The 17,758-nt window shown below is 73.3% G+C and carries 14 protein-coding genes; 10 read left to right on the top strand and 4 right to left on the bottom strand.

Translation table 11 applies throughout. From position 1 onward, the window contains the following. Positions 1-12: 12 nt before the first annotated feature. The 5 genes from ACH4E8_RS05220 (at position 13) to ACH4E8_RS05200 (ending at position 5,657) form a co-directional block, all read left to right on the top strand. Positions 13-1,023: a polyprenyl synthetase family protein gene (locus ACH4E8_RS05220; protein ID WP_398444440.1), complete on the top strand. Its 1,011-nt coding sequence runs from the start codon at positions 13-15 to the stop codon at positions 1,021-1,023. 205 nt (positions 1,024-1,228) lie between these two features. Beyond that, positions 1,229-2,014, top strand: coding sequence for a nucleotidyltransferase (locus tag ACH4E8_RS05215; RefSeq protein WP_398444438.1), 786 nt, complete (start codon positions 1,229-1,231; stop codon positions 2,012-2,014). A 209-nt stretch (positions 2,015-2,223) separates the two neighbouring features. Continuing rightward, positions 2,224-3,606, top strand: coding sequence for an outer membrane lipoprotein carrier protein LolA (locus ACH4E8_RS05210; protein WP_398444436.1), 1,383 nt, complete (start codon positions 2,224-2,226; stop codon positions 3,604-3,606). Positions 3,607-3,817: 211 nt separating this feature from the next. Then, positions 3,818-4,762, top strand: a complete 945-nt coding sequence (locus tag ACH4E8_RS05205; RefSeq protein ID WP_398444434.1) for an ABC transporter ATP-binding protein — start codon at positions 3,818-3,820, stop codon at positions 4,760-4,762. Then, positions 4,749-5,657: an ABC transporter permease gene (locus tag ACH4E8_RS05200; RefSeq protein WP_398444432.1), complete on the top strand. Its 909-nt coding sequence runs from the start codon at positions 4,749-4,751 to the stop codon at positions 5,655-5,657. The genes ACH4E8_RS05205 and ACH4E8_RS05200 overlap by 14 nt, the downstream gene beginning before the upstream one ends. Before the next feature lie 149 nt (positions 5,658-5,806). Here ACH4E8_RS05200 and ACH4E8_RS05195 read toward each other — a convergent pair whose 3' ends face one another. Both ACH4E8_RS05195 and ACH4E8_RS05190 read right to left on the bottom strand, forming a co-directional pair. Next, on the bottom strand, positions 5,807-7,183 hold the full coding sequence (locus ACH4E8_RS05195; protein WP_398444430.1) for a M28 family metallopeptidase: 1,377 nt from the start codon (positions 7,181-7,183) through the stop codon (positions 5,807-5,809). A 316-nt stretch (positions 7,184-7,499) separates the two neighbouring features. Continuing rightward, complete coding sequence (locus ACH4E8_RS05190; protein ID WP_398444428.1) at positions 7,500-7,949, bottom strand: VOC family protein; 450 nt, start codon at positions 7,947-7,949, stop codon at positions 7,500-7,502. A gap of 21 nt (positions 7,950-7,970) precedes the next feature. Here ACH4E8_RS05190 and ACH4E8_RS05185 point away from each other — a divergent pair, with 21 nt between their 5' ends. Together ACH4E8_RS05185 and ACH4E8_RS05180 are read left to right on the top strand one after the other, a co-directional pair. Next, positions 7,971-8,594 carry a CGNR zinc finger domain-containing protein gene (locus ACH4E8_RS05185; RefSeq protein ID WP_398444427.1) on the top strand — a complete coding sequence of 208 codons (624 nt, stop codon included), beginning with the start codon at positions 7,971-7,973 and terminating at the stop codon, positions 8,592-8,594. A 597-nt stretch (positions 8,595-9,191) separates the two neighbouring features. Beyond that, positions 9,192-9,554, top strand: a complete 363-nt coding sequence (locus tag ACH4E8_RS05180) for a DUF6401 family natural product biosynthesis protein (protein WP_398444425.1) — start codon at positions 9,192-9,194, stop codon at positions 9,552-9,554. Positions 9,555-9,575: 21 nt separating this feature from the next. Here ACH4E8_RS05180 and ACH4E8_RS05175 read toward each other — a convergent pair whose 3' ends face one another. After that, positions 9,576-10,478, bottom strand: a complete 903-nt coding sequence (locus tag ACH4E8_RS05175; protein WP_398444423.1) for a hypothetical protein — start codon at positions 10,476-10,478, stop codon at positions 9,576-9,578. A gap of 229 nt (positions 10,479-10,707) precedes the next feature. Beyond that, positions 10,708-11,727 (bottom strand): EamA family transporter RarD, encoded by a 1,020-nt coding sequence (rarD, locus tag ACH4E8_RS05170; RefSeq protein WP_398444421.1) that lies wholly within the window; start codon positions 11,725-11,727, stop codon positions 10,708-10,710. Positions 11,728-12,016: 289 nt separating this feature from the next. On the opposite strand from rarD, the gene ACH4E8_RS05165 reads away from it, so the two are divergent. From ACH4E8_RS05165 to ACH4E8_RS05155, 3 genes are all read left to right on the top strand, one after another. Next, entirely contained in the window at positions 12,017-12,853 is an 837-nt protein-coding gene (locus tag ACH4E8_RS05165; RefSeq protein WP_398444419.1) for a hypothetical protein, read from the top strand. After that, positions 12,850-15,228, top strand: coding sequence for a bifunctional serine/threonine-protein kinase/ABC transporter substrate-binding protein (locus ACH4E8_RS05160; RefSeq protein ID WP_398444417.1), 2,379 nt, complete (start codon positions 12,850-12,852; stop codon positions 15,226-15,228). Before ACH4E8_RS05165 ends, ACH4E8_RS05160 begins: the two co-directional genes overlap by 4 nt. A gap of 229 nt (positions 15,229-15,457) precedes the next feature. Further along, a complete protein-coding gene (locus tag ACH4E8_RS05155; RefSeq protein WP_398444416.1) occupies positions 15,458-17,746 on the top strand; it encodes a bifunctional serine/threonine-protein kinase/ABC transporter substrate-binding protein in 2,289 nt (762 codons plus the stop codon). Positions 17,747-17,758: the final 12 nt, after the last annotated feature.

The following is a 17,758-nucleotide window of genomic DNA, read 5'->3' as shown; positions in this document are numbered from 1 at the left end:
GGAGACTCCCTCGTGACCGTCGTCGGGCCGTTCGGGCTGAGCGTGCGGGACCAGGCTCTTGAGGCCGATGTCCAGAACGGACTGTCCGCCGTCGAGGCGGGGCTGCTCGAAGCCACCAAGAGCGAGGTGCCCTTCATCACGGAGGCTGCCCAGCACCTCGTGCGCGCCGGCGGCAAGCGTTTCCGGCCGCTGCTGGTGATGCTGGCGGCGCAGTTCGGCGACCCGTACGCACCGGGCGTGGTGCCCTCCGCCGTCGTCGTCGAACTCACCCACCTCGCGACCCTGTACCACGACGACGTGATGGACGAGGCGGACGTGCGCCGCGGGGTGGCCAGCGCCAACGCCCGCTGGGGCAACTCCGTCGCGGTCCTGACCGGCGACTTCCTCTTCGCCCGCGCCTCGCACATACTGGCCGACCTGGGCCCGGAGGCGGTCCGCATCCAGGCCGAGGCGTTCGAGCGGCTGGTCACCGGGCAGATCCTGGAGACCGCGGGGCCGCGGGACGGACGCGACCCGGTGGCGCACTACCTGGACGTGATCGGCGGCAAGACCGGGTCGCTGATCGCGGTCTCCGGCCGCTTCGGCGCGATGATGTCCGGCGCCGACGAGGGCGTCACGGACATCCTGACCCAGTACGGGGAACGGCTCGGGGTCGCCTTCCAGCTCGCCGACGACGTCCTCGACATCGCCAGCGACTCCCACGAGTCCGGCAAGACGCCGGGCACGGACTTGCGCGAGGGCATCCCGACGCTGCCGGTGCTGCACCTGCGCGCCCGAGCCGAGGCGCAGGGACTGCCGGAAGACCTGGAGCTGGTCGAACTGCTCGCGGGCGACCTCACCGACGACGGCCGGCACGCGGAGGTGCTCCGGCGGCTGCGCGCCCACTCCGCGCTGGAGCAGGCCCGCCGGGACACCGTGCGGTACGCGGAGGAGGCGCGGGCGATGCTGGCCCCGCTGCCGGAGTGCTACGCGCGGGCGGCGCTGGAGGAGTTGTGCGACGCGGTGGTGCACCGCGCGGGCTGAGCGCGTTGCGGTGCTGGGTGCTGGGTGCTGGGTGCTGGGTGCTGGGTGCTGGGTGCTGGGTGGTCAGGTGCTGGTGCCGTGGGTGCGTACGCAGCCGTAGCGCAGCGTCCCCGAGCACGTCCCCGGCCACGTCAGGGCCGGTGGTCCCGGCTGGATGGGCCGATGCGGTCTGCCGCGAACGGGAACTGGTGGTCAGACTGTCACCATGGTTCTCGCGACGACGGATGATGCCGCCACCAACGAGTTGCTCGAACGTTTCATCGACGGGGTCCGGCCACTGGTGCCGCTGGTCTCGGTCTGGGTCCACGGCTCCATCGCCGCCGGGGCGGACTACCAGCCGGGCCGCAGCGACCTCGACCTGATCGCGGTCGTGGAGCGGCCCTGCACGGACGCCGAGGAGAAGGAACTCGCCGCGCTCCACGAGGGACTGGAGCGGGCCCGGCCGCTCGCGGAGAAGCTGCACTGCAGCTACGTCCCGCGGCAAGAGCTGGCCGGGCCGGAGCGGGACCACCTCACGTGGGCCATGCGGGAGCTCTTCCGGCGCCCGGTGGACCCGGTGACCCGCGCCGAGCTGCACCGCTTCGGGCGGGTGCTGTACGGGCGGCCGGTCGCCGGGCTACTCCCCGAGGTGACCGACGGTCAACTAAAGGAGTACATCGTGCGGAACGCGCGCGAGTACCTGTTGCCCTGTCTGGAGCGGGAGGAGTTGTTCCAGGAGGACCCGTGGGTGGACTACGGGATGTTGTCGTCGGCGCGGGCCCTGGTGACGCTGCGCGACGGCACCCTGATCACGAAGGCCGAGGCTTTCGGCGTCCTGGCCAGGCTCGGGGCGCCCGCCGAGGTCGTCGCGGACATCAGACGGCGGCGGTACGGGACCGAGGCGGGCGTCGGGCCTGCTTCGCCGGAGTGGTTGGACCGTAGGGCGCAGCTCACGTTGGCGTTCCTACGCCCACAGTTGCGGTGGATCGTGGATACGTACGACGAAGGTTGATGCCCCCTAGGGCTGTTCCCTATCGGTCGGGGGAGGCGACGGATGGATCCCTCATCCCTGAGCAGTACGCCAACTTGCTCCCGGGGGTTGACGCCCGAGCGGCATCGATTTGGTCAGATTGAACCACTGCTCGAACCATTCGAATCAGTCGAACCACTGCTCCAGTCCGCACTACTGCTCGTGACCGTTCACGGAGGATAGGGCACACCATGGCACCGAACGACAGCGCACAGACCACCGAAGAGGCGGGAGTCGCCGGCCCGGTGCGCCGGCGAAAGGCGGCTCGTTACGCCCTCCCGGTCGCGGTGGCGGGGGTGGCCGCGGCGACCATCGGTCTGGTCCCCGCGCTCGCGGCCTCCGGCGACCCGGAGCTGCCGAAGGTCAGCGCTCAGGAGCTGATCGAGAAGATCGCCGCGTCCGACACCCAGCAGCTCTCCGGCACGATCAAGGTCAACACGGACCTGGGCCTGCCGGACTTCGGCGGGCTGGCGGACTCCTTCCTCTCCGGCATGGGCGAGGCCGGCGCGGGTGGCGAGGGCAAGGGCGGCTCGTCCGCGTCCCCGGACGCCAAGTTGATGGAGCTGGCGTCCGGATCGCACACGCTCCGCGTCGCCGTCGACGGCCCGGAGCGGCAGAAGCTCTCCATCCTGGAGGACACCGCCGAGTACAGCCTGATCCGCAACGGCGCCGAGGTGTGGGCGTACGACAGCAAGGCGAACGAGGTCGTGCACCACAAGGGCGAGGGCCCGGGCAAGGGCGGCGCCAAGGGCGACGGGAAGGGCTTCGCCGGGCCCGAGGACCTGCCGACCACGCCGAAGGAGCTCGCCGCCAAGGCGCTGGAGGCCGCCGACAAGACCACGTCGGTGACGGTCGACGGCACCGCGAAGGTGGCCGGCCGCTCCGCCTACCAACTGGTCATCAAGCCCAAGCAGAGCGGCTCGACGATCGGCTCGATCAAGGTCGCGGTGGACTCCAAGACGGGTACGCCGCTGAAGTTCACGCTGCTGCCGTCCAGCGGCGGCAAGGCGGCCGTCGACGTCGGCTTCACCAAGGTCGACTTCTCCCGGCCCGCCGCGTCCACCTTCGACTTCGCCCCGCCCAAGGGCGCGAAGGTGACGGAGTCGGACGAGTTGGCGAAGCAGTCGCCCGAGGACTTCGGGGTGCCGGAGCTGGAAGGCGAGCTGCCGGAGCTGCCGAAGGAACTGGAGAAGGAGCTGAAGGACGGCCTGAAGGGCGGCGAGGGCCTGAAGGATCTGGAGGGCCTCAAGGACCCGGAGGGCTTGAAGGACCTGGAGGGTCTTGAGGGGCTTGAGGGCTTCGGCGGTCCGCAGGTGATCGGCGAGGGCTGGACGACGATCGGGAAGATCGAGTCCCCCGCGGGCGAAGGCTTCGCTCCGCCGAAGAAGGGCGAGCTGCCGCCGGCGGCCGAGGGCTTCCTGAACTCCTTCGGTGACCCCGTCAGCGGGAAGTTCGGCTCGGGCACGGTCTTCAAGACCCGCCTGGTGAACGCCCTGATGACGGACGACGGCACGGTCTACGTCGGCGCCGTCACCAAGGACGAGCTGGTGAAGGCGGCGAACGCGGACAAGTAGCCGATGCGGAGAAGTCGCTGAGGCTGACGAGTGGCCGATGCTGACGAGTGGCTGACGCCGACGAGTGGCCGATGCCCGGCGCCTGCGCTCACCGCCGCGGGCTCCGACAGGCAGACGCAGCGGTTGCCGTTCGTCCCGCCGTGCAGGTCGTACGGTGGGCGGACGGCGCCGCGGTCGGGCGACCTGGGCGCCCGAGAGGACGGGGAGCGTAATGACAGCGGTGATCGAGACGCGCGGGCTCACCAAGCGTTACCGAGGCGGCCAGCTGGCCGTCGACCGGCTCGACCTCAGCGTGCCGGCGGGCAGCGTCTTCGGCTTCCTCGGCCCGAACGGCTCCGGGAAGACGACGACCATCCGGATGCTGATGGGCCTCATCGAGCCGACGGCCGGCAGCGCCACGGTGCTCGGCGCTGCGATGCCGAAGGCCGCCCGCACCGTACTGCCGCAGGTCGGTGCCTTGATCGAGGGGCCGGCGCTCTACGGGTTCTTGAACGGGCGGGACAACCTCCTGCGGTACGACTCCGCGGACCCCACCGCCGACCCGCGCACCCGTAGCGTCCGCGTCGCCACCGCCCTGGACCGGGTGGGGCTGACTTCGGCCGCGGGGAAGAAGGCCCGGGCGTACTCCCTGGGGATGAAGCAGCGGTTGGGGCTGGCGTCGGCGCTGTTGCGCCCGCGTCGGCTCCTCGTCCTCGACGAGCCGACGAACGGTCTGGACCCCCAGGGCATGCGGGAGATCCGTTCCCTGGTCCGGGAGCTCGCCGCAGACGGCACCACCGTCTTCCTCTCCTCCCATCTGCTGGACGAGATCGAGCAGGTCTGCACCCATGCGGCCGTGATGGCGCAGGGGCGGCTGCTGGTGCAGGGGCCGGTGGGCGAGTTGGCGGCCAGGGCCCGCGGCCGGCTGACGGTCCTCACCCCGGACCCGCACGACGCCGCCCGGGTCCTCAAGGAGCGGGGAGTGACGGGTGTGGCGGTCGAAGCCGAGGAGGGACGCGTCAGCGGCGATCCGCCCGACCCCGAGACGGAGTTGGCGGAGCTGAGCGCGGCGCTGGTGGCAGCCGGCGTGCGGGTGCGCGGCTTCGGGGTGGAGCGGGCGTCCTTGGAGGACGCGTTCGTGGCGCTGACGGGGGAGGGCTTCGATGTCGCGGGCTGATGTGCAGGGCGGGGCCCCGGCGCCGGTGGAGCCGGTGGCGACGGAGCGGGGGCGCCCGTTGCGCACCCTCGGGATCTTCCGCTCCGAACTGGTCACCACCCTGCGCCGCTGGCGGACGCTGGCGCTGCTCGGGGTGCTCGCGGCGGTGCCCGTCCTGATCGGCATCGCCGTGAAGATCGAGACCGGTGGCGAGGGCGGCGGCCCACCCGGCGGCGACGGAGAAGGCCCCGCCTTCATCGCCCAAGTCACGAACAACGGCCTGTTCCTGGTCTTCGCCGCACTCGCCGCGACGCTGCCGGTCTTCTTGCCGATGTCGGTCGGGGTCGTCGCGGGCGATGCGATCGCGGGTGAGGCGTCCGCCGGCACCCTGCGGTACCTACTGGTGGCGCCCGCGGGACGGACCCGGCTGCTGCTCGCGAAGTACGCCACGGCCCTGGTGTTCTGTCTGGTGGCGACCTTGGTCGTGGCGGCGTCGGCACTCGCCGTCGGGGCGCTGCTGTTCCCCCTCGGGGACGTCACCACCATCTCCGGGACGACGATCCCCTTCACCGAGGGGCTGGTGCGGGCCGGGCTGGTCGCCGGGGTGGTGGCGGCCTCGCTCGCGGGGTTCGCGGCGCTCGGGCTGTTCGTCTCGACGCTCACGGGCAGCGGCATCGCGGCGATGGCCGCCACCGTCGGGCTGTTGATCACGGTGCAGATCCTGGACACCATCCCGCAGTTGGACGAGATCCACCCCTATCTCTTCCCGCACTACTGGCTGTCCTTCTCGGACCTGCTGCGGGAGCCGGTCTTCTGGGACGAGGTGCAGAAGAACCTCGGACTCCAGGCGGTGTACGTGGCGGTGTTCGGCTCGGCGGCGTGGGCGCGGTTCACCACGAAGGACATCACCGCGTAGCCGTATTGATCACGCCCGGTCGTATCGCCCGGTGGGACCGGACACGGCTGCATGCGTGTGCAGTGGGTGCACACGCATGCAGCCTGTGGGGGGCGGCGGCTCCGGGGAGAGCCCGGCGAGGGTCGGGGACGTGTGTGGGGGGTGGGGAGCTAGAAGGTGAGCTTCCAACTGTTGATGTAGCCGGTGTCCTGCGGGCCGACGTCCTGGACGCGTAGTTTCCAGTCGCCGTTGGCGGGTTCGCTGGACGCGTTGACGGTGTAGGTGGCGATGACGTTGTCGGCGGAGTCGTTGCTGCTGGAGTTCTTCAGTCGGTACGCGGTGCCGTCGGGCGCCAGCAGGTCGACCACGAGGTCACCGCGCCAGGTGTGCCGGATGTCCACGCCGACGGAGAGCGCGGGCGGGGCGTTTCCGGTGCGTCCGGAGACGGTGACGGTGGAGGTCACGGCTGCGCCGTTGTCCGGCACGGCGACGTCCGCGGCGTTCTCGTAGCTGTCGCCGGGCGGGACGGACGTCCCGGTGCCCAGCGTCCACACGGCGTGGGCGATCGCGTCGCTGTTGCGGTCCAGCGCGGTGTCGTTGATGTTCGCCGTGGTGTCGCACGACGAGTGGTAGCAGCGGTCGAACGCCTGGCCCGCCGTGCCGCCCCACTTCTGCGCCTGCGCCGCCGTCTTCGTCCGGCCCGCCCCGGTGAACAGGCCGCCGACGCGTATGCCGACGTTCTTGAAGGAGGCGTGGTCCGAGCGGCCGTCACCCTCGGTCTCGATCTCGGTCGCGACGCCGAGCCCGGCGAAGTGGTCCTTGAAGACCTTCTCCAACTCCACGTCGTCGTCGTAGACGAAGTAGCCGGGGTTCGGTGAGCCGATCATGTCGAAGTTGAGGTACGCGGAGACCTTCGAGCGCTCGGCCGCCGGGAGGTTGTTGACGTAGTACCGGGAGCCGACCAGGCCCAGTTCCTCCGCGCCCCACCAGCCGAAGCGCAGGTGCTTGGTGGGGTTGAGCTGGGCGCGGGAGACGGCGAGGGCGGTCTCCAGGACGGCGGCAGAGCCGGAGCCGTTGTCGTTGATGCCGGCGCCGGAGCTGACCGAGTCCAGGTGGGCGCCCGCCATCAGGACCTGGTTCGGGTCGCCGCCCGGCCAGTCGGCTATCAGGTTGTAGCCGGTGGTGCCGCCCGAGGTGAACTGCTGGATGGAGGTGGTGTAACCGGCAGCGTCGAGCTTGGCCTTGACGTAGTCGAGCGAGGCGCGGTAACCGGGCCGGCCGTGGGCGCGGTTGCCGCCGTTCGCCTGGGCTATGGACTGGAACTGGCTCAGGTGCGCCTTGACGTTGGCGAGCGGTATGTCCGGTGCGGCGGCGGTGGTGGTGGCCGCGGAGGTCGCCGACGCAGGGGCGGTCGGCGTCGCTGCCGCAGTGGCCGCGGGGGACGCCGCGGCGAGCAGCCCGGCCAGGGCCGTCGCCGCGGTCGCCAGCACGAGTCTGGGGCGCTGGGGACGCCGCGGACCGCGCGGCAGGGGAACGGAGAGCTTCATGTGGGGGCTCCGTGAATTCCGTACGGGGACAGGACGGAACGTGCGAGACGCCCTGGAGCGGCGGGTTCCAGGGCGCTGGAGCTGGTGGTGCGCAAAGCGTGCAGCAGTGCACCCGGTGACAGACCGGGGTGGGGCGGGTGGCACGGAGTGGCGCGTGGTGCGTGCTCAGAGTTCAGCGAGAGTTGGCGGGACCGTCAAGGGCGGAAACCGGTCAGTCGTGTTCGCCCAGCGGACACATCGCGTATTCGGAACGGACAACTCCGAACGGATTGCGTGGGGTTGCGGACCGTACGGAGTCGTCGTTGCGGTGCGAGGGTCACTCCACGCAGAACTCGTTCCCCTCCGGGTCCGCCATGGTCGTCCACGATCCGCCGTGCTGCTCCCGCCGGTACAGCACCGAAGCCCCGAGCCCCTGGAGTCGGGAGACCTCGTCCTCGACCCGTTCCGCACCGACGTGGACGTCGAGGTGGAGGCGATTCTTGCCGGACTTGGCCTCGGGGACGCGCTGGAACAGCAGTCGACGGCCGAGCCCGACGCCCTTCTGCTCGTCGTACGGGTCGTCCGGATGCCGGACGGCGGCGAAATCCCGCCAGGCGTCGCGGTCGGCCCGGCGGAGCGTCGAGTCCGCCGGCAGGTGGCCGGCCCCGCGCAGCCAGTCGATCAAGGTGCTGTGGTCCTCGACCTCGTACCCGAGTGCGGCGGCCCAGAAGTCGGCTTGGGCGTGCGGGTCCGTGGAGTCGATGGTGACTTTCCAGTGCAGTGCCATGAAACCGTTTATAGTGGTTACATGAGCGAACTCGCAAGGGGATTCGTCCTCCGTCCGCCGACGGGTCGCCCGTTCCACTTCGACCCCGGCGCCCTCAGCCTCGATCTCCTCATCACCGGCGGCCCGGGGCGGTTGGCCCGCTGGGAGATGCTGTACGAGCCTGCCGACCTGGTGCGTTGGGCCGAGTGGAGCCGCTTGCCGGACGGGCTGGCGCCGGTGGTCGCCCCGGGCGAGGTACAGGCGGCGCGAGCGCTCAGGGACGCGCTGCACCGCGTGACGGCTGCGCGGGCGCACGGACGGGAACTGCCCTCGGACGACCTCGCGGTGGTCAACCGGGCCGCGGCCGAGCCGCCGCCGGTGCCGCGCTTCGGCGCGGACGGCGCGCGGGGCTGGGTGCCGGGCGCGACCGGGACGCAACTGCTGTCGGCGGTGGCCCGGGACGCGGTGGAACTGTTCACCGGGCCGTACGCCCACCGGATCCGCGAATGCGCCACCGACAACTGCTACCTGCTCTTCGTCGACACCTCCCGGCCGGGGCGCCGGCGCTGGTGCTCCATGGAGCGCTGCGGAAACCGCCACAAGGTGCGGGCCCACCGCGCCCGCAACGCGACCGCGGGCGGCGCGGACGAATCGGACGCGAGCTAGGCGGCGCCTGCGGGGGCTGTTCGCGCAGTTCCGCCCCCTGTGTTCGCGTGGGGGACCCCAGCGCCCCTGGACGTACGCACCGTTACCTGCGGGAGCGTTGGTCCCTGCGGCCCGGTGGTGGGTTGTTCGCGCAGTTCCCCGCGCCCCTAAACCCCCGTTCGTCTGCGGCCCGGTGGTGGGCTTGTCGCGCAGTTCCGTCCCCTGTGCCCTGCGGGCACGGGGGACCCCCAGCGCCCCTGTTGTGCCTCCCCCGCTGCTTTGCCTGAAGGCTGAGTGCAGGGTGTTTAGGAGCGCGGGGGAACTGCGCGAACAACCCACCACCGGCCGGTGGAGACCAACACTCCCGCAGGACTGCGGCGGGTACGTCCACACGCACAAGGACGTGCGCGGGACCTTGCGGACACGACCTAAGCCCACGCCCTCTGGGCGTAGGCGGGTGCTACGCGAACAGCCCCCGCCGGGCCGCAGGGGGCAACGTTCCCGCAGGGAAGCCGCGGCTGTGCTCAGCCCCGCACCGGGGAGCGATCGGTGGTTCTGCGATGAATGTCACGACCGTGGCCACTTGTCCGGGATCGGCTCGCGGACGACGGTGGGACGATGCACGAACCCTCCGAACACGGCGACGGCCGAGCCGTCGACTGCCCGCTGGTGGGCGTCGTCGCCACGTACCTGCCCCGGCTGTCGGAGTTCGCCTTCGAGCCGGGGCTCGTCGCCGCGGTCGACCAGCACGCCGCGAGCGTCCGCGACGCGCTGGTGCGGCCGCGCCGGGGCGCGGGCCGGGGCCCCGGCTGGTCGGATTCCGGTTCCGTACGCCGGGAGGACCTGGCGGACTACGTCCTCGGCTTCACGGACCGGCTCGCGGAGGCGGAGTGGACCGAGCCCGTGGGGTACGACTTCGCCACGCTGCGGCTCACCGCGGTCTGCTGGCTGGTGCGCGAGCACGACCTGTTGTCGCGGTGAGCTGCGCCGCGGCCGTACGGGCTACATGGGGTCGAAGGGACCCTCGTCGTTCGGGCGACCGGTGCGGCCGTCGCCCGTACGCCCGGCACCACCCGTACCACCCGTACCGCCCTGACCGCCGGCCGTCGTGCGCGTGCCGGGCGCGGGCTGGCCGGCCGCCGCGTCCTCCCGGCCGCGCTGGTACGCGCTGATCCTGTCCCGAGCCCCCGACGACTCCTCCTCCGCCCTCGACAGCCAGCGCTCCCACCGCGAGCGCATCGGCCCGATGAGCCCGCCGCCGACGCCGACGATCAGGACGCCCGCGACCGTGCCGAGCACGGCGAGGAGCAGCGGCCCGGTGATGGCGGTCGCGATGCCCGCCTGCCCCAGCGCCGCGATCGCGCCGAGCGCCACGATGAACGCCCAGGCCACGGTGGCCAGGACCTTCCCGTACGACGTCCCGCTCAGGGAGTCCTGGACGATGTCGCGGACGGCGCGCGCGATGGCCATCGCCACCACGACGATCACCAGGGCGACGATCGCCTTCGGCAGCCAGGCCACCACGGCCTGGATCATCACGCTGATGGGGTTGGGGCCGAAGACCCCGAAGGCCAGTTGCAGCACGATCAGCAGCAGGCCGTAGTAGATGACCTTGGTGATGATGCCGGTGGCGTCGTACGTGGAGTTCCGCAGTGCGTGAGCGGCCCCGCTGCGCTCGGCCAGCTTCTCCGAGCCCACCTTGCGCAGCAGCTTGTCGACCACCCTGGCTATCACCTTGGCGACGAACCAACCTATGAGCAGGATGACGAGGAAGCCGATCAGCTTCGGTATGAACGCGGCCACCGAGTTCCACGCCTGCGAGAAGCCCGCGCCGAAGTCGACGGAGAGGGCGAGGGGGTCGGACCGGGGCTGGCCCAGGGATGCCAGGTGCTGGGGCAGGGACATGGCGCACTCACTCCGTCCGCTGACGGCCCCGGCGGTCCCGGGACCCGGACTTCGGTCGTAACACCGGCGGGGGCGCGGGGCCTGCGCCCGGATGCGCGCGAGGGCCGATCGGGTGGCGGATTGCGCCGCTCCGGTGGGCTGCGGGCCCGTTGTCGCACGTCGCCGGGCCGCGGGGCCGTCGCCGGGCGCCGCCCGGACGACGCTGTCGCGGTCTGCGCCGGGGGGCTGCTCAGGCCGTGGGCTCGGCCGGCGCGGGGGTCGGCGCCCCGGCCCGTGCTTGCTTCACGGGCTCCACCTCCACCAGCACCGGAGCTGCCGCCGCCGCCCGCAAGGCTTCCGCCCGCAGCGCCTCCGCCGCCCTGCTCGTACGCCGCGCCGCGCGGAACGCGTCCCACGTCAGCACCATCAGCGCCAGCCACACCAACCCGAACCCGGCCCACCGCTCGGCCGGCATCTCCTCGCGGAAGTACAGGACGCCCAGGAGGAACTGGAGGATCGGCCCCAAGTACTGCAACAGCCCCAGCGTCGACAGCGGTACGCGTATCGCCGCCGCGCCGAAGCAGACCAGCGGGACCGCGGTGACCAGGCCGCTCGCCGCGAGCAGCGCCATGTGCCCGACGCCCTCGGTCCCGAAGGCGGCGTCCCCCTGCGCGGTCAGCCACACCAGGTAGCCCAACGCGGGCAGGAAGAGGATGGCGGTCTCCGCGGCCAGGGACTCCAGGCCGTCGATGTTCGCCTTCTTCTTCGCCAGCCCGTATGTGGCGAACGAGAACGCCAGCACCAGCGAGATCCACGGCGGCTGCCCGTAGCCGATCGCCAGCACCAGCACCGCGGCGACGCCGACGCCGACCGCCGCCCACTGCGCGGGGCGCAGCCGCTCCTTCAGCAGCAGGACGCCGATGGCGATGGTGACCAGCGGGTTGATGAAGTAGCCGAGGGACGCCTCGATCACCCGGCCGGTGTTCACGGACCAGATGTACACGCCCCAGTTGACGGAGATCACCACGGCCGCGAGCGCGACGAGCCCCAGCTTGCGCGGATCGCGCAGCAGCCCGCGCAGCCAGGCCCAGCGCTTCAGCACCAGCAGTGCGAGGGCCACGACCACCAGGGACCAGGTCATCCGGTGCGCCAGGATCTCGGTCGCCCCGGCCGGCTTCAGCAGCGGCCAGAAGAGGGGGACCAGGCCCCACATCCCGTAGGCCCCGATCGCGTACAGGAGTCCGGCCCGCTGGTTGCCGTTCGATGTCACTGGACCTCCCGTGCCGTGTGCCTCACCCCGACGAAGGTACGCGCCTCGAAGCCGCGCTGTCATGCCCGTTCCGGAATACGGTCATGACGGTTCCGGTGGGTGCGAGCAGGCGGGGCTGGCGTACTGCCCGCGGAACCGGACGGACGGGTTGGGGCGTCCAACTCCGAAGCAGGCAAGGCGTGTTGTCGGTGTCGGGTCGTACCATCGGCGACGCGGGGAAGCGAGGGACGACGCCGACGGCGCGGGACCGTCGGGTCGAGGACCGTGCCGACGCAGGGGGCGGGGCCGCATGGCGTACGGAAGGGCGGTGGCGCGGGCCGGCTGCGGCGCCGCGGTCGGGGCACTGCTGCTGGTGGGGTGCACCGGTGCGGGAGCGGACGGGGAGCGTACGGGCCGGTCCTCCGCAGGCCCCTCGGCCAGTGCGTCGGCCAGTGCGTCGGCCCGCCCGTCGGGGCAGCCGTCGAAGCGCCCGGGCGACCGGGCCATCACCCCGGACCCGGCCCGGGTGCCGCGTACGGAAGCGCAGGCCCGCGCGCTGGCGGAGAGGGTCGTCGCCGGGCCGGACGCCTGGGGCCCCGGCTATGTGCGGCGCACCCCGCACCTCACCCCGCCCGGGCACTGGCTGGTGCTGGACGAGCAGTGCGTCTGGCAGCGCGCGCCGCGCCCCGCCGGCGTCCTCTACAGCCTCACCGCCCACAGCGAACTGCCCGCGGGCCCGGGCAAGGGGCCCGTCCGCGTCGCCGCCACGGTGAACGTCCACCGCGACGCGAACGGCGCCGACTGGGACATGGCCGAGACCCTGGAGGAGACCTTGCGCTGCCCGGACCAGACCCTGCGCGAGGGCGAGCGGGTCAAGAAACTGTGGTCGCAGGGCAGGTGGTACGGCCGGGGTAACGACCTCGCGGACGACTCCGTCTTCGAGACCGGCGACTACGAGAACGCGGAGTTCGACCGCGCCTACACCTACAACTGGTACCAGGCCCGCTACGGCCCGGTCACCGTCACCGTCACGTCCAAGGGGGCCGAGGGGCACCGGGACGACGACATCGACAAGGCGCGCTTGGAGGCGTTCGTCGCGATGCTGGGGCGGGTCGAGACGGAGTTGGGCGCGGAGGTCGACCGATGAGCCCGGGGGACGGGGAACCGACGGACGACGGGGTCGACGAGGTTCGGGGCGGTGACGGCCTTCCGGCCTGGGCCGTCGCCAGGTTGCTGCCGTCGGATCCGTCGACCGTCGGCGGCTACCGCCTGCTGGGCCGCCTCGGCACGGGCGGCATGGGCGTCGTCTACCTGGGCCGTACGGACGCGGGCGGGCTGGCCGCCGTCAAGGTGACGCTCGCGGACCTCGCCGACCGGCCCGACTTCCGGGCCCGGTTCCGGCGCGAGGTGGCCGCGGCGCGCCGGGTCGCCAGCCCCTGGGCCGCCGCCGTCACCCGGGCCGATCCGGACGCGCCGCGGCCCTGGCTGGCCACCGCCTTCGTGCCGGGGCCCTCGCTCGCCGAAGCGGTGGCGCGGCACGGGCCGCTGCCGGAGCGGAGCGTACGGATCCTGGGCGCGGCGGTCGCGCGGGCGCTGGCTGCGGTCCACGCGGCCGGCCTGGTGCACCGGGACGTCAAGCCGGCGAACGTGCTGCTGGCGGTGGACGGGCCGCGCCTGATCGACTTCGGGATCGCGCGGGCCGCGGACGGGACGGAGGGCGGGAGGGAGGGCGGGACGGAGGGTGGCGCGGCGATCACCGGCACGTCCGTGGTGGTCGGCACGCCGGGGTTCCTCGCGCCCGAGCAGGCGGAGGCGCGCGGCCCGGAGATCGGTCCGGCGAGCGACGTCTTCGCGCTGGGCTGCCTGTTGGCGTACGCGCTCACCGGCCGGCCGCCGTTCGGATACGGCGAGGTCGACGCCCTGCTGTACCGGACCGTGCACGACGAACCCGACGTCGACGGCGTCCCGGAAGGGCTGTCGGGGCTGCTCACGGCGTGCCTGGAGAAGGAACCGGCGCGGCGGCCGGACGCGACGGAGGTGGCCCAGCGGCTGACGCCCGGCCACGGCGACCAGCCGGGAGCCGGGTCCGCAGCAGGGTCCGTAGACGTGCCGGTGGTTGCGCCCGCAGCCGGGGCCACGACGCCGTCCGTCGACGCGGACTGGCTGCCGCCGGACGTCGTACGCACCATCGCGGAGCGTTCGGCCGCACTGCTCGCGCTGCCGGGCATCGACCCGACGCAGGCGGACGGTCCCCGGGACGGCCCGGCTGTTCCGGCTGCTTCCGCGGGGCGCCGGCGGACCTTCCTGTACGCGGGCGTGGGCGGGGCGCTCGCCGTGGCGGCCGGGGGCGGCGGGCTGTGGGCGGCGCTGCGGGACGACGGCGCGCGGCGGCGGGCCGGTTCGGGCGCCGGGTCCGGCGGGCCGAGTTGGACGATCGGAGTGCAGGCGGACCTCTCGGGCCCGCAGCAGGAGATCGGCGTCGAGCAGGAGCGCGGGGCCCGGCTGGCGGTGGAGCAGTTCGACGCCCGCGCGGACAAGCCCTTCGCCCTCGCCGTCCGGACCGTCGACGACGCCGGGGACCCGACCGGGGCCGCGGCGGCGGCCCGCCGGCTGGCCGACGAGCCGTCCGTGCTCGCCGTCCTCGGCTCCACCGGCGACTACACCACGGTGGCGGCCCTGCCCGTGTACGACGAGGCGTCGCTCGCCCTGATGGCCAACTCCGTCGGCATCGTCTCCCCGATCGACGAGAAGAACCGCGTCTTCCTGCGGGCCGCCCCCGATCACGGATTCATGGGCGCCCAACTGGCCTTCTACGCCGGGCAGAAGGCGGGCGCCAAGGTCCTGGGCGCGGTGCAGGACCGATTCGACGACCAGTACTCCTGGGAGTACGTCACGGCCATGCGCACGTGGATGGCCCGGATGGGCGGGCGCGTCGTGCCGCGGGTGGTGCCGATGTCCGCCGAGGACTACCGCCCGGTCGTCGGGCAACTGACGGCGGCCGGGGTCGACACCTACGTCCACTGCGGCTCGGCCGTCGGAGCGGCGCGGGCGGCCCGCGCGCTCCGGGCCGCGGGCTTCAAGGGAGCGAAGATCGCCACGTCGACGGCGCTGAGCTCGGAGTTCCTCCGGCTGGCCGGGGCCGACGCCGAGGGGTGGGTGATCGGCGCCTCCGTGTCGGACCCGACGGCCCGGCCGAAGGCGGCACCCTTCAGCACGGCGTACGCGAAGCGGTACGGCAGGCCGCCCGGCCCCTACGCGGGGGAGTCCTTCGACTGCGTCAACCTGATGATCAAGACGTTGGAGGGCGTGGTGCGCGCGGGCGGCGGTCGTGCTCCGCGCCGGGCCGACCTGGCCGTGGCGCTGCGCGAGGCGCGGCACGAGGGCGTCATGGGCAACTACGCGTTCGAGGCGAAGACGGGGGACTTCGCCTTGCTCGGCACACAGCTCTTCCAGGTCAGGAACGGCCGACGCCACTTTCTGGGGCCCGCACCCGACCGCGTCCCGAAGGCGACGAAGCCGTGACGGACGCCCGCGCCGCGGCGTGCGACGTGCGCTGCGCAGAGGCTGCGGTGTGCGACGTGCGCCGCGCAGCGGCCGCGAGTCGGGCCAGTGGACCGGTGCCCGGCGCCGCGGCCGGCGGGCTCGCGGTCGTGCGTCGAGTTCGCGCGCCCGGGCCCGCGGTTCCTGTGGCCCCGCGCGGGGCGGTTCGCGGGCCCGGGGCCGTTGCGCACGGGGCGCGGAGGCGGTGGCCGTGGACCCGTTGAAGCCGGCCGACCCGTCGTCCGTCGCCGGCTACCGTCTGCTCGGCCGCCTCGGGGCCGGCGGCATGGGCGTCGTGTACCTCGCCCGCTCCGGCGCCGGGGAACTCGTCGCGCTGAAGGCGATCCGGGCCGAGCACGCCGCCGATCCCGGCTTCCGGGCCCGCTTCCGGCGCGAGGTCGCGGTGGCCCGGCGGGTCACCGGCCGCTGGGTCGTACGGGTCGTGGACGCCGATCCGGCGGCCGACGAGCCCTGGCTCGCCACCGAGTTCGTGCCCGGGCCCTCGCTGGGCGAGGCCGTGGCCGAGTGCGGCCCGCTGCCCGAGCGCACGGTGCGGGTCCTCGGCGCCCGGCTCGCCGCGGTGCTCGCCGCCGCCCACCGAGGCGGCCTGGTGCACCGGGACGTCAAACCGGGCAACGTGCTGCTGGCCCTCGACGGCCCCCGCCTCATCGACTTCGGCATCGCCCGCACCGTCGGCGCCACCGAACTGACCGCGAGCGGCGTCATGGTCGGCTCGCCCGGCTACCTCGCCCCCGAGCAGGCGCGGTTGGCGGGGGCGGGCGAGGTCGGCCCGGCGAGCGACGTCTTCGCGCTCGGCTGCGTCCTGGCGTACGCGGCCACCGGGCGGCGCCCGTTCGGTACGGGCGCCGTCGCCGCGATCGTCTATCGCACCGTGCACGAGGAGGCGGACCTCGACGGCGTACCGGACGGGCTGCTGGAACTGGTGCGCTGCTGCCTCGCGAAGACCCCGTCCGCCCGGCCGACCGCCCGCGAGGTGGCCACGGCACTGGCACCGCCCGCCGGACACGGGCCCGACGCGCGGGGGTTGGACGCGCGGGAGCCCGACGCGCGGGGGTTGGACGAGCCAGCCGATCTGCTTCTCGGCCCGCCTTCCGACCACTCTCCCGACTGGCTCCCCGACGGGCTTCCGGCGCTGATCGCGAAGCGCTCCGCCCGGGTGCTCGACCTGCCCGTCCCGACGCCGACGGCGGTCGACCCCCGAGTGCCCGACGCCGCCGCGCTCGACACCCGGATCGGGCCGGACGACGCACCCCGGCCGCCGCGCGGCCCGGCCCGGCGCCGGCTGCTGGCCCTGGGGTCCGTCGCGGTGGCCACCGCCGCCACCGGAACCGTCGCCTGGCTGGCGATCCGCCCGGACGCCCGCGCCGACGACGGCCCCGGCGGTCCCCTCCCGCGGCACCGCATCGGCGTCGCCACCGACCTCAGCGGGCCGGGAAGGGCCCACGGCCGCGCTCAGGAACGCGGCGCCCGGCTCGCCGTCGAAACGTTCAACTCCCGCCGTGACCGCCCCTTCGACCTGGAGTTGACCGTCCTCGACGACCGGGGGCAGCCCGCCGCGGCGCGCGCCGCCGCGACCCGCCTCGTCGGGGACCGGGCCGTGGTCGCCGTACTCGGCCCCGGGACCGTCGAGATCGCCCGGGCCGTCGGCAAGACGTACGCCGCGGCCGCGCTGCCCGTGTTGACCGTCACCCTCGGCTCCAACCTGTACGACGTGGACGTCGGCCCGACCTACTTCGAACTGCGGCCCGACAACGGCCAACTGATCTTCCCGGTCAAGCGGTACCTGGAGGTCCACGGAGTGCGGCAGGTCGCCGTCGTCGAAGACCGCGCGGCGGGCGCCTTCGCCTGGAGCATCGTCAAGAAGCTCACCGACGCCCCGCCGAACAAGGCCCGGGTCACCGCCGTCCCGGTCGCCGCCGGCAGCGACGACTTCACCACCGCCGTGCGCGCCGCCGTGGCCTCCCGGCCCGACGGATTCGTGTACGCGGGCAACTCGCCCGCCCGCGCCGCCCGCTGCGCCGTCGCGCTGCGCGACGCCGGCCACACCGGGCTGCGGGGCGCCACCGAACCGATCGCCGGCCCCGCCTTCCGCACCGCGGCGGGCACCGCAGCCGACGGATGGATCATCGGCACCGGCTACGTCGACACGGCCCAGATGCCGGGTCCCCGCGCGCAGGAGTTCCGCACGGCCTTCCGGGAGCGCTGGCGCGTGCAGGACGCCGGGCCGCACGCCGTCGAGGCGTACGACGCGGTCCACTTCGTCGCCGAGGGCCTGCGCCGACTGGGCGCCCGCGCGGCGGACCGGGGCGAGCTGGCGCGACGGCTCGGCAGCGTGCGCTACGAGGGGGTGGCCAAGACGATCGCCTTCCCCGCGGGCGGAAACAAGGTCGAACCGGCCGACGGCTTCTTCACCTACCGCACCGAACGCGGCCGGCTCCGCTTCCTCGGCCCGTACAAGAAGGTGACGAAGGACATGTGAGACCGCCCCCCG

The sequence above is a fragment of the Streptomyces sp. NPDC017979 genome (assembly GCF_044328175.1).
GTDB lineage: Bacteria > Actinomycetota > Actinomycetes > Streptomycetales > Streptomycetaceae > Streptomyces.
This window is presented reverse-complemented; position numbering and strand designations above follow the sequence as displayed.

Coding starts and splice junctions, on each gene's coding strand:
- ACH4E8_RS05185 (WP_398444427.1), top strand. CDS start 7,971: ATGAGCGAACTCGCAAGGGGATTCGTCCTCCGTCCGCCGACGGGTCGC.
- ACH4E8_RS05175 (WP_398444423.1), bottom strand. CDS start 10,478: ATGTCCCTGCCCCAGCACCTGGCATCCCTGGGCCAGCCCCGGTCCGAC.
- ACH4E8_RS05195 (WP_398444430.1), bottom strand. CDS start 7,183: ATGAAGCTCTCCGTTCCCCTGCCGCGCGGTCCGCGGCGTCCCCAGCGC.
- ACH4E8_RS05180 (WP_398444425.1), top strand. CDS start 9,192: ATGCACGAACCCTCCGAACACGGCGACGGCCGAGCCGTCGACTGCCCG.
- ACH4E8_RS05205 (WP_398444434.1), top strand. CDS start 3,818: ATGACAGCGGTGATCGAGACGCGCGGGCTCACCAAGCGTTACCGAGGC.
- ACH4E8_RS05200 (WP_398444432.1), top strand. CDS start 4,749: ATGTCGCGGGCTGATGTGCAGGGCGGGGCCCCGGCGCCGGTGGAGCCG.
- ACH4E8_RS05210 (WP_398444436.1), top strand. CDS start 2,224: ATGGCACCGAACGACAGCGCACAGACCACCGAAGAGGCGGGAGTCGCC.
- ACH4E8_RS05165 (WP_398444419.1), top strand. CDS start 12,017: ATGGCGTACGGAAGGGCGGTGGCGCGGGCCGGCTGCGGCGCCGCGGTC.
- ACH4E8_RS05215 (WP_398444438.1), top strand. CDS start 1,229: ATGGTTCTCGCGACGACGGATGATGCCGCCACCAACGAGTTGCTCGAA.
- ACH4E8_RS05190 (WP_398444428.1), bottom strand. CDS start 7,949: ATGGCACTGCACTGGAAAGTCACCATCGACTCCACGGACCCGCACGCC.
- ACH4E8_RS05160 (WP_398444417.1), top strand. CDS start 12,850: ATGAGCCCGGGGGACGGGGAACCGACGGACGACGGGGTCGACGAGGTT.